This is a genomic window from Prevotella pallens ATCC 700821, from assembly GCF_000220255.1.
In the GTDB taxonomy this organism is placed as follows: domain Bacteria; phylum Bacteroidota; class Bacteroidia; order Bacteroidales; family Bacteroidaceae; genus Prevotella; species Prevotella pallens.
In genome coordinates this window covers 533,946-545,898 of record NZ_GL982513.1, presented here as the reverse complement: position 1 = coordinate 545,898, position 11,953 = coordinate 533,946, and the positions used below count along the sequence as shown (strand labels likewise).

Genomic DNA, 11,953 nt, shown 5'->3' with positions numbered 1-11,953 from the left:
ATTATGACACACAAAGAGTATACAACACCGTTAACTAATATAAACATTCTCGCTATAGAGAACCTTATGATAACAGCCAGTCCTGGTGTTGGTGGAACATATCAACCAGGCGATCCCATTGGAGCGAAGCCTACAACTTTCGACTACGACGAAGATGAGGGAGACGATAATGACGACCCATATTGCATTAATTGGAACAAATAGGTAGGCACTAAATAACAAAACGCATAGAAGTCTATAAAGTGTTTAAATGTTCTAACCAAAATCATTAGCTGAATATAGGCATAAACTATGCACCATAGAAGCTCGCAAGCTATAAAAAAAATGCTTGCGAGCTTTTTCGTATTATTGCACAAACAAATGTGTAAAAACACCACCAATAGCTTACAACATTATAGCTACATTCGTATTGCCTCATTCAATATTTTGAATTACAACACTAAAGCAAACTATTTTTGCAACATACAGAAACACCTAACAACATATCTCTTTTTAGATGCTTATAACAACACTTACATTAAAATATTACAGAATGGAGAAGAACATATTCATCATCTTAATAAACACCTTTTACGTATTATAATATAACCCAATAACGGCTGTAACTTGTTATGATATCTAATTTGCAAATAATAGACATCTAAAACGAAGCTGACAGATATCTGAAACGAAACTGACAGATATCTGAAACGAAGCTGACAGATATCTGAAACGAAAGCAACACAAACATCTGAATATTCCATTTAGTTTGTGTGTAAATTGTAGATATTACTTATAAGCTATCCGCCAATATCCTGCAATGCTCATTTTTCTTAAATTTCTCCATACATTTATATTATATTCACAACAAAAATTGTAATTTTACACCCAAAATAAAAACCAATGATATTAAACCCTAAGCAAAATGGAACAAAACGAACAGAACGAAACGGCTAAAAAGCCAAAGCAGATATTGCCCAACGGTATAATTTGTCTGCTAATCATTATTGCCTTATTCGGTAGCATAGGCTGGGTAATGGGCGTTGCCCCAATGCTTAACACCATAATGCACACAGCACACGACTTGCTATTGAACACTTGTTTCTACCTAATGGCAATCTGTGTACTTACAGGCGCCTTAGGCAAACTCCTTGTGGAATTTGGCGTAGTAGACCTTATAGAAAAAATTCTACGCCCATTAATGCGCCCGTTATTTCACCTTCCCGGTGTAGCATCGCTCGGAGCCATATTAACATTCCTTTCAGACAACCCTGCAATTATAACATTAGCACAAGACAAACACTTTAGCAAATACTTTAAAAAGTACCAATACATATCGCTCACAAACTTTGGAACAGCATTCGGTATGGGACTTATTGTTATTGTATTTATGCTGGGACAAGGCTATTTTGCAGAACCACTAATAGGCTTTGTTGGTGCTTGTGTAGGGTGCATTGTTTCAACACGGTGTATGCAGCATTTTGTAATAAAGGCATATCCACAGTATCTCACCGAAAATGCACTCGATGCAGAAACATTCGAAAAACAAGTAGAACGCCCACTACACGAAGAAGAGAAATCTGTATTTCTACGCACACTTAATTCGTTGCTCGATGGAGGTAAAACAGGTGTAGATGTAGGCGTAGCCATTATTCCAGGAGTACTTATTATATCTACCCTCGTAATGATTCTCACATTCGGTCCAAGTAAAAGCGGTGAATTTACAGGTGCTGCCTACGAAGGCATAGCCGTATTACCCAAAGCAGCCAACTATTTAAATTGGCTGTTAGAACCTTTATTTGGTTTTACCGACCCACACCAAGTAGCCTTTCCCATTACAGCACTCGGAGCAGTGGGAGCAGCATTAAGTCTTGTTCCAAACTTTCTTTCGCACGGTTGGATAGACGGAAACGCTATTGCAGTATTTACAGGCATGGGTATGTGTTGGAGTGGTTTTCTTAGCACACACACAGCTATGCTCGACACAATAGGCTATCGCGAACTAACCTCAAAAGCCATTCTTTCTCACACCATAGGAGGTTTTGCAGCAGCATTAGTAGCACATTGGGGCTATTTGCTATACACTATGCTCTTGTAAATGTAAATGCCATAAGCAAAACAATAAAAAGATAGCTGATAAGTGTTAATATTTTGTATATTCTAAGTTTTTTATTATCTTTGCAATCTATAAAAATAGGTATTAAAGGAATAAAAATGATTATGGGAAAAAAAGCACTTTTGATGATTCTCGATGGCTGGGGTCTCGGGAAACATGGTAAAGGAGATGTTATTTACAATACACCAACACCTTATTTAGATTATTTAAATGCAGTCTCATCGCACTCACAGCTACAAGCATCAGGCGAAAATGTAGGTTTACCAGACGGTCAAATGGGCAATTCGGAAGTTGGTCACCTTAATATTGGTGCTGGACGAGTTGTATATCAAGACTTGGTAAAGATTAATAAAGCTTGCGAAAATGGCGATATACTGAAGAACAAAGAAATAATTAGCGCTTACAGCTACGCACAGAAAACAGGCAAGAAGTTGCATCTTATGGGCTTGACTTCTACGGGTGGCGTACATTCTTCGCTAAACCATCTGCACAAATTAATAGAAATAGGCAAAGAATATGGCTTAAAAGAAGTTTATGTACATTGCTTTATGGACGGTCGTGATACCGATCCTAAGAGTGGCGCAGGCTTTATTGCCGATATTCAGAAAACTTGCGATGCCAATGGAGCACACATAGCATCTATTGTTGGTAGGTTCTATGCAATGGATCGCGATAAACGTTGGGAGCGAGTAAAAGAGGCTTACGATCTGCTGGTTGAGGCTAAAGGAAAACAAGCCACCAATATGGTAAAGGCAGTAGAAGAGAGTTATGCCGACGGAGTTACCGACGAGTTTATTAAACCCATTAACAATGCTAATGTAAATGGAAGAATAGGCGAAGGCGATGTAGTTATCTTCTTCAACTATCGTAACGACCGTGCAAAAGAACTTACTTACGTTCTTACACAACAAGATATGCCAGAGCAAGGTATGCACACCATAAAGGATTTGCAATACTATTGTATGACTCCATACGATGCTAGTTTTAAGGGTGTACACATTCTGTTTCCAAAAGAGAATGTAACTATGACGCTTGGCGAATACCTAAGTAAATTAGGTAAAAAGCAATTGCACACAGCTGAGACTGAGAAATATGCACACGTAACTTTCTTCTTTAATGGTGGTAGAGAAGAACCTTACGAAGGCGAAGATCGTATATTAGTGGCATCGCCAAAAGTTGCAACTTACGACCTGAAACCAGAGATGAGTGCTTTCGAAGTAAAGGATAAGTTAGTTGCAGCAATCAATACTGCTGAGTACGATTTTATTGTTGTAAACTTCGCTAACGGTGATATGGTTGGTCATACTGGTGTGATGAATGCCATTGCAAAGGCTGTTTACGCAGTAGATACATGTGTAAAAGAGGTTATCGAGGCTGCTAAAGCTAACGATTATGAAGCAATTATTATTGCCGATCATGGTAATGCAGACAATGCGTTGAACGAAGATGGTACGCCAAACACAGCACACTCGCTAAACCCAGTACCATTTATCTACGTTACCAATAACAATTCTGCACGTGTAAAGTCTGGACGATTAGCTGACGTTGCACCTTCTATTCTCCATATTATGGGTTTAGATCAACCCAAAGAGATGACTGGTGAATGCTTGATTGAAGATAAATAAAGATAAAAACAATGGTTTAGCCCTATCAGAACAATATCTGATAGGGCTGAATTGTATCTAAAATGAATGCTATGATAGATATTGAAGCATCGTGGAAACAGTACTTGAAAAGCGAATTTGAGAAACCTTACTTTGCCAAACTCACCGAAAATGTGCGCAACGAATATAAGAATGGTCTATGCTTTCCACCAGCAAAACTTGTTTTCAATGCTTTTAATCTTTGCCCGTTCAATAAAGTTAAAGTGGTTATTCTTGGACAAGATCCTTATCACGAACTAGGACAAGCAATGGGGTTAAGCTTTTCTGTGCCAGATGGAATAATGCTTCCACCATCGCTCCAAAACATTTATAAAGAGATACACAGCGATCTTGGTAAACCTATACCTACATCTGGAGATTTAACACGATGGGCAAAACAAGGTGTACTATTACTTAATGCAACACTTACAGTACGTGCACACGAAGCCAATAGTCATCAAGCTTTAGGTTGGCAAAACTTTACCGATGCTGCTATAGAAACTATTAATACACATAGAGAACACATTGTTTTTATGCTTTGGGGCGGTTTTGCTCGTTCGAAAAAACGATTGATAGATACCAATCGACATTGTATAATCGAATCAGTACATCCTTCTCCATTATCGGCAAATAGAGGCGGTTGGTTCGGTCAACATCAGTTTTCACGTTGCAACGCTTATTTAAAACAGTATGGATTAGGCGAAATAGATTGGTAAAAAGCATATTTTGGAAAGATAGAACGAAAGAATGAGTGGTAAACAGATGATACCTATCTTACATATTAATGGCACTGATGTTTCTCTTGATGCTTCTTGGGAAGAACATTTAAGGAGTGAAATTAGAAAACCTTATTTTACTAAGCTCATTGAAAAACTAAATATCGAATACAAAGAAGTATGCTATCCTTCAGAAAAACTTATTTTCAATGCTTTTAATCTTTGTCCGTTCGACAAGGTTAAAGTGGTTATTCTTGGGCAAGACCCTTACCACGAGCAAGGGCAAGCTATGGGTTTGAGCTTTTCTGTGCCTGAAAAAATAAAGCTACCGCTATCGCTCCGAAACATTTATAAAGAGATACACAGCGATCTTGGTAAACCTATACCTATATCTGGAGATTTAACACGATGGGCAAAACAAGGTGTACTATTACTTAATGCAACACTTACAGTACGTGCACACGAAGCCAATAGTCATCAAGCTTTAGGTTGGCAGAACTTTACCGATGCTGCTATTAAAGCATTAAACAAAAACCATGAACACATTGTATTTATGCTTTGGGGAAACAATGCAAAGAAGAAAAAGAACCTAATAGATATCAATAGACATTGTATAATCGAATCATATCACCCTGCTGCAAGGCCAAGATATAAATTTAAAAAGCACCAATTTACATGTTGCAACGCCTATTTAAAGCAGCAAGGATTGGAGGAAATAGATTGGTTAATGCGTACTGAGAAAAAATAAAACGAAAGAAATGAGCGATAAGAAGATGATGCCTATCTTGCAAGTTGGCAATGTTTTGATTTCACCCGATATTATAACAGAAAAGTTCTGTTGCGATCTTGATGCTTGTAAGGGAGTCTGTTGCGTGGAAGGAGATGCTGGCGCACCTGTTTCTATGGAAGAAATTGCAGCTATTGAAGATGTTGTTGATACTGTATGGGGCGACCTTAGCGCTTCGGCACAATCTGTTATTGATAAACAAGGAATAGCTTATACCGATAGAGATGGCGATTTAGTAACAAGTATTGTACATGGAAAAGACTGCGTATTTACGTTTTACGATAAAGAATGTTGTCTTTGTGCATTAGAACGTTCGTATCGTGCAAAGAAAACTAACTTTGTGAAACCTATTTCGTGTGCTCTCTACCCCATTCGCTTAAAAGTGTTTCATAATAACCTAATTGGTCTGAACTATCACAGATGGGATATATGTAAAGATGCCGTAAGAAAGGGTAAAGAGTTAAATTTACCTATTTATAAATTCTTAAAAGGTCCGCTTATTCGGCGTTTTGGCAAAGAATGGTATACCGAATTAGAGGCTGTTGCCAAACATTTATTAAGCGAATAACATATAAATGTATATTCCATAGAAAACTACTTATTATTAAAAAAGGTGCACCAAGATATAAACTTGACGCACCCAATATTGTTATTTCGTTGCTCCTTTTAAATTATCATTTATATATTTACGACTTACTGCTATTTGGAAAGTAGGTCGAATAGTAAAACTTTGTGGACTTTTTTCTTTCACCTCATAACCCAAAATAAGTTCTTCTTTCCCATCTTTCTCTAAAGATATATTACTAATATCAGGCGATTTGTTGCTTTCTGGAAAAACCTTCGCAATAACAAAGTCTTCATTAAAATCTATTTTAGTAGGCTCACCATCTGTTCCCATATAAGCAGCTTCGCCGAAATATCTATTAAAATCTTCTTGCGTTGTAAGTTTCAACAATTGGTCGCCTTTTGGAGCATCGTTCCTATAGAAATAGTTTTTGAGTTCTGTGAACTGCACAACTTTAGTACCTGTTGAACAAGAAGTTGCTAACATTGCAAAACCAACAATTGCCATAAAAATAGTTTTCTTCATCTCTTATTCCTTATTAATAAATTAATAGGGGCGCAAAATTACAATATTTCTTCGTTTCATCAACTACTTATCTCATACATTTAAAATAAATTAGTTTTCTTTATTCGCTTCTGTTTCCATAGCAATCCTCGTTTTTAGTCGTCGTAAAAGCCAGAAGAAAGCTGGAATTAGAAATAAATCTGCCATTATCCATGCTATTGGATCTGCATAACAAACACCTATCCACGCAAGGGCAGGTACTAACCAAAAGCTCACACCACACCGTGCAATCATCTCCATAACACCACTCATCATACTTAAATTGCTATAACCGAGTCCTTGAATACTATAACGCAGAATAACCAAAATACCCAAAACTGGGTAAAACCAGTTGGCAATACGCATAAATTGAGCAGCATTAGCAATAACATCTTGTTCGCCACTATTAACAAAAAGCGACATCATTTCGTCGGCAAATGGATAAATCACAGCAACAGTTAAAACAAAATATACCATCATTATCCACATAGCATCGCGAACTCCTGTCTTAACACGCGATAGTTTTTGTGCTCCAATATATAGCCAAGAATAAGTGGAACGGCAAACTTTATAATAGCACGAAAAGGAGCACCAGCAATCATACTTTCTGCATAAAACGATAATTTAGAAGATTGTTCTGCATAAACAAACTATTTTCTTCTATTAATATTGTTAATTATCCGTTGAATACGTTTTAGTAATGTGCAGATATTGCTTTTTTAAATTTCATGAGCAAACACCTCACGTAAAATATCAAAACTTTGAAGTTCGGGCATATTAGGTAAATGAAGTTTATAATAACGCAATACTATTTCAGTAATTCGGTTACGGTCATCGTGCGAAAGTTTAAAAAGTTTCATCGTGTCAAAATTCATTCGCATCAGATTGTACAAATGCCCAGCATCTGCTGCGTTTAAAAAATCGGTATGTAAAGGCATTGACAATGTAAAACAACCATTACGCAAATCGAAAAAACAGCCAGGAGTAAAGTCCTCTAGAAACGGATGAAATCCAAGAAACTTACCAAGACGCATCATAAAAACAAGATGAAAGTTTGCAAAATCCTCGTATGCATTATCCAACCACTCTAAACTTGTACTTATATATGTAAATAAGGTGGGGTTTTCTTGTTCGTTACGAGTAGCATAATAAATAAATTCAGAAAGGAAAAGCGATATACAAGACTTTGCAGGATCAATAGGAATAGAAGAATAAGGCAAACTTACTCTTACATCTTTAATACGTTGCAAATTGCTTCGTTGCCTAAAGTCGTATTCAAAATCCAGTAAAGTCATCGGTTGGAAATACTGTTTTTTAATCTTTCCTTTCGATGTTTTCGGAATATGCACCATAAATGACACACGTCCCGACGATTTCGTCAAAACATCAACTATTAGCGACGATTCTCCAAAACGAACGCTTCTCAATACTATACCCCTTGTTTTTGTTATCATAAAAACCTTTCTACGAGTACAAAGTTACAAAAAACATAATAGTAAGAAAAAATATATCAATAAAATTTGGACAATTAAAATAAAACTTATACCTTTGCACCCGCAAAACAACAGATGGTCTCTTCGTCTATCGGTTAGGACACAAGATTTTCATTCTTGTAAGAGGGGTTCGATTCCCCTAGAGACTACAAACAAAAATAAAAAGTAAAGATGGCAAATCATAAATCATCACTTAAAAGAATCCGCCAAGACAAGGTGAAGACTTTGCACAATAGATATTACGCAAAGACAATGCGTAACGCCGTTCGCAAATTTCGTAACATCTCTGATAAGGAAGAGGCTGTTAAGTTGTATCCAACCATACAAAAGATGCTTGATAAACTTGCAAAAGTAAATATCATTCATAAAAATAAAGCGGCAAACTTAAAGTCTGGTCTTTGTCATCACATTGCTTCACTTGGATAAAGTGTAAGTAAAGTCATAGCAAATAAAGAATAAGAAAAGGTTATAGTCTAAAAAGACTATAACCTTTTTCTTTATATAAACCCACTCTTCAAAACTTCTTTTATAGTTTTCGCTTACATCTCTTTATCGTAAATATCACATACAAGAAACCCACAAAAAATTAATAATGAGAAAAATAAAAATTGTAATTATAATTTTTAATTTTCTCATTAATAGTTAGACAATTTTTTTATTAAAACCAAATTGTTTGTTATAACCAACAATAAGAAGTAAGACTATAAAAAATATAATGACTTTATAGCAAAGAATTCAAATAGAATTAAAACTTTCTTCCATACCCATTTAATAAAAAACATTCTCCATAGCCTTTTAGACAGCTTATAAATTGTCTTTATTAAACTTTTTTTTATATTAAATGTTACTCTAAATAAGGTATTTTTTGTATCTTTGCAATGAGATATCCTTAGAGATTATGAAATCCCGAAAAGCGTAGAAACAGCTTGTAAGGCTATCGAGAAAGAATAAGCAGATTCAAAAACAAAATGGCAGATAACTTAGGAAACGAGAGCAATTACTCCGCCAGTAATATTCAGGTTCTTGAAGGACTTGAGGCAGTACGTAAGCGTCCTGCAATGTATATTGGCGATATTAGCGAAAAAGGACTTCATCATCTCATAAACGAGACAGTAGATAATTCTATTGATGAGGCAATGGCAGGCTATTGTAGCCATATAGAAGTAACAATAAACGAAGATAATTCTGTAACTGTTGAAGATGATGGACGTGGAATTCCTGTAGACGAACACGAAAAACTACACAAAAGCGCCCTCGAAGTTGTTATGACAGTACTACACGCAGGAGGAAAATTCGATAAAGGTTCCTATAAAGTTAGTGGAGGTTTACACGGTGTAGGCGTAAGTTGTGTAAATGCACTATCTTCGCACATGAAATCGCAAGTGTTCCGAAATGGAAAAATCTATCAACAAGAATACGAACAAGGAAAACCTCTATATCCAGTAAAAGTAGTTGGCGAGACAGATAAAACAGGAACACGACAACAATTCTGGCCCGATGGAAGCATTTTTACAACAACTGTATTTCAATGGGAAATTGTTGCACGACGTATGCGAGAACTCGCATTCCTAAATGCAGGTATAAAAATTACATTAACCGACTTGCGTCCAAATAGCGAAGGCAAAACACGCCAAGAAGTTTTCCACGCTAAAGAAGGATTAAAAGAATTTGTTAGATACGTAGACCGGCATCGCACCCATCTTTTCGATGATGTTATATACCTGAAAACAGAAAAACAAGGCATACCCATCGAGGTTGCTATAATGTATAACACCGACTACAACGAAAACATACACTCGTATGTAAATAATATTAATACAATTGAAGGAGGAACACACCTTACTGGTTTTCGTACAGCATTAACACGCACATTAAAAGCGTATGCAGATAACGACCCACAAATAGCAAAACAAATAGAAAAAGCAAAAATAGAAATAACGGGCGAAGACTTCCGCGAAGGTTTAACAGCAGTAATTTCTATTAAAGTAGCCGAACCACAATTTGAAGGACAAACCAAAACAAAGTTAGGAAATAGCGAAGTTTCTGGTGCAGTTCAGCAAGCTGTAGGAGAAGCTCTCTCTTACTATTTAGAAGAAAATCCGGTTGAAGCAAAACTTATTTGCGATAAAGTTATTCTTGCTGCCACAGCCAGAATTGCAGCTCGAAAAGCACGCGAAAGTGTTCAACGTAAAAATGTAATGACTGGAGGAGGCTTGCCTGGAAAACTTGCCGATTGTTCTAACAAAGACCCAAAAGATTGTGAAATTTTCCTTGTTGAGGGCGATTCTGCTGGTGGTTCTGCAAAACAAGGACGCGACAGATATACACAAGCTATTCTGCCTTTGCGTGGAAAAATACTAAATGTAGAGAAAGTTCAACGCCATAGAGTGTTTGAAGCTGAATCGGTAATGAATATAATTCAGTCTATAGGTGTTAGATTTGGCGTAGAAGGAGAGTCTGATTTTGAAGCTAATACAGATAAATTGCGTTACGATAAGATTATTATAATGACCGATGCTGATGTTGATGGCTCGCATATTGACACTCTTATTATGACTCTTTTCTATCGTTATATGCCGCGTGTTATAGAAGAAGGGCATTTATATATTGCAACGCCGCCACTATACAAATGTACTTATAAAAAAGTAAGCGAATATTGCTACACTGAACAGCAACGACTTCAATTCCTAAATAAATATGCTGGAGGAGACGAAGAAAACAAAGCTGTACATACACAACGATACAAAGGTTTAGGAGAAATGAACCCAGAACAATTATGGGAAACTACTATGGATCCTAAAACACGCTTGCTAAAACAAGTAACAATTGAAAATGCTTCAACGGCAGATGAAATGTTTTCTATGTTAATGGGAGACGATGTAGAGCCACGCCGCGAATTTATTGAACAGAATGCAACCTACGCAAATATAGATGCATAGGGCTCTGACTATTATATTTTTTAAATGCTTAATCTACGAACTCTCGCTATCTTTTGCTTTTGCAGAACAAGTGATGGCTCGAATAAAATTTACGCTATATGAGAGAAATTAATATTGATTTCATTAAAGCTAAAAATCCCTATGGTTTTAGCATAGATAGCGATTTATTGCTGTACGATCAAACTACGGGACTGCCCTTGCTTCGAGAAACTTCTAAAATGAAGTGTCTATTATTAGCTATTTGTACAGAAGGCGAAGTAGAATATACGGTAGATACTGTTGTACACAAGGTTTCTAAAAACGATATTCTTATTGTTAGCGAAGGACAAGTAATGGGCGACTATAAAATTGCACCAGAAACAAAGGGCGTTTGTTTGCTTCTTTCGTACGACTTCTTCCAAGAAGTGGTAAGCAATATACGAGAACTTACAACGCTTTTTCTTTTTGCAAGACGACACCCTGTATTCCATACTGAGCCGCACATGGCAAAAGAATTACTGGATTACATACAAGCCGTAAAGCTAAAAATATTAGACCTCGACCACGAATTCCGCCGCGAATTGGTGGCTACTATGTTAAAAGTACTCATATACGATATGTGCAATGTTATTTATAGGGTACAACAAGTAGAAAAAACAGGAAAATCGAGGGGCGAAACTATATTTGCCGACTTTATTAGACTGGTGGAAAAGCAATATCGTTCTGAACGCCGTGTTAGTTGGTATGCAGAGCAACTTTATATTTCGCCTAAATATCTATCAGAAACTATAAAGCACGTAAGCAAACGCACACCAAGCGAATGGATTGACTATTACGTAATGATGGAAATACGTGTATTGCTTAAAAATAGCAAGATGAGTATTAAACAAATTGCAGAAGAATTGCACTTCCCTAACCAAAGTTTCTTAGGAAAGTATTTTAAAGACCGATACGGCAAAAGTCCATCGCAATTCAGAAAAAGTTAAGAAATTAGTGTTCTGCAATAAATATAGAAACAGTTGGACACAGAAAACAAACAGAACTCAGAGAATAATAGCTTTGTTTGTATTTACAAAATTCTTCTGTTTTATTGCAAACTAACAACTATACTTGCTTCGAATGTAAAACGTTTTTTCTGTTCGAAGCTACAAATGAACGAAAACCATACCCTATCTTAATAAAAAGTTTTCATT

The 11,953-nt window shown here is 36.3% G+C and carries 11 protein-coding genes, 1 tRNA gene and 1 pseudogene; 10 read left to right on the top strand and 3 right to left on the bottom strand.

All coding sequences use genetic code 11. From position 1 onward, the window contains the following. The first annotated feature begins 3 nt into the window (after positions 1–3). The 6 genes from HMPREF9144_RS02170 (at position 4) to HMPREF9144_RS02140 (ending at position 5,809) form a co-directional block, all read left to right on the top strand. Complete coding sequence (locus HMPREF9144_RS02170; protein WP_083818130.1) at positions 4–204, top strand: hypothetical protein; 201 nt, start codon at positions 4–6, stop codon at positions 202–204. Between the two features lie 700 nt (positions 205–904). Further along, positions 905–2,077, top strand: a complete 1,173-nt coding sequence (locus HMPREF9144_RS02160) for a nucleoside recognition domain-containing protein (protein WP_006044185.1) — start codon at positions 905–907, stop codon at positions 2,075–2,077. Positions 2,078–2,199: 122 nt separating this feature from the next. After that, a complete protein-coding gene (gene gpmI, locus HMPREF9144_RS02155) occupies positions 2,200–3,720 on the top strand; it encodes a 2,3-bisphosphoglycerate-independent phosphoglycerate mutase (protein WP_040595504.1) in 1,521 nt (506 codons plus the stop codon). 71 nt (positions 3,721–3,791) lie between these two features. Next, positions 3,792–4,454, top strand: coding sequence for a uracil-DNA glycosylase (gene ung, locus HMPREF9144_RS02150; protein ID WP_040595502.1), 663 nt, complete (start codon positions 3,792–3,794; stop codon positions 4,452–4,454). A 31-nt stretch (positions 4,455–4,485) separates the two neighbouring features. Beyond that, positions 4,486–5,202, top strand: coding sequence for a uracil-DNA glycosylase (locus tag HMPREF9144_RS02145; protein ID WP_006044182.1), 717 nt, complete (start codon positions 4,486–4,488; stop codon positions 5,200–5,202). A gap of 10 nt (positions 5,203–5,212) precedes the next feature. Continuing rightward, positions 5,213–5,809: a DUF3109 family protein gene (locus HMPREF9144_RS02140; protein WP_006044181.1), complete on the top strand. Its 597-nt coding sequence runs from the start codon at positions 5,213–5,215 to the stop codon at positions 5,807–5,809. Between the two features lie 81 nt (positions 5,810–5,890). On the opposite strand, the gene HMPREF9144_RS02135 is transcribed toward HMPREF9144_RS02140, so the two are convergent. The 3 genes and pseudogenes from HMPREF9144_RS02135 to recO all read right to left on the bottom strand — a co-directional run bounded on the left by HMPREF9144_RS02135 (position 5,891) and on the right by recO (position 7,803). Beyond that, complete coding sequence (locus HMPREF9144_RS02135) at positions 5,891–6,331, bottom strand: hypothetical protein (protein WP_006044180.1); 441 nt, start codon at positions 6,329–6,331, stop codon at positions 5,891–5,893. Between the two features lie 90 nt (positions 6,332–6,421). Continuing rightward, positions 6,422–6,895: pseudogene (locus tag HMPREF9144_RS02130) on the bottom strand (MATE family efflux transporter); the annotation flags it as partial. Between the two features lie 173 nt (positions 6,896–7,068). After that, positions 7,069–7,803, bottom strand: coding sequence for a DNA repair protein RecO (recO, locus tag HMPREF9144_RS02125; protein WP_006044177.1), 735 nt, complete (start codon positions 7,801–7,803; stop codon positions 7,069–7,071). A 116-nt stretch (positions 7,804–7,919) separates the two neighbouring features. Here recO and HMPREF9144_RS02120 point away from each other — a divergent pair. From HMPREF9144_RS02120 to HMPREF9144_RS02105, 4 genes are all read left to right on the top strand, one after another. Continuing rightward, a tRNA-Glu gene (locus HMPREF9144_RS02120) sits at positions 7,920–7,991 on the top strand. Between the two features lie 22 nt (positions 7,992–8,013). After that, positions 8,014–8,268, top strand: coding sequence for a 30S ribosomal protein S20 (gene rpsT, locus HMPREF9144_RS02115; RefSeq protein ID WP_006044176.1), 255 nt, complete (start codon positions 8,014–8,016; stop codon positions 8,266–8,268). A gap of 542 nt (positions 8,269–8,810) precedes the next feature. After that, the gene (gene gyrB / locus HMPREF9144_RS02110) at positions 8,811–10,781 is read left to right on the top strand and encodes a DNA topoisomerase (ATP-hydrolyzing) subunit B (RefSeq protein ID WP_006044175.1); all 1,971 of its coding nucleotides are present in this window, start codon (positions 8,811–8,813) and stop codon (positions 10,779–10,781) included. Between the two features lie 98 nt (positions 10,782–10,879). Continuing rightward, positions 10,880–11,746, top strand: coding sequence for a helix-turn-helix domain-containing protein (locus HMPREF9144_RS02105; protein WP_006044174.1), 867 nt, complete (start codon positions 10,880–10,882; stop codon positions 11,744–11,746). Positions 11,747–11,953 lie beyond the last annotated feature (207 nt).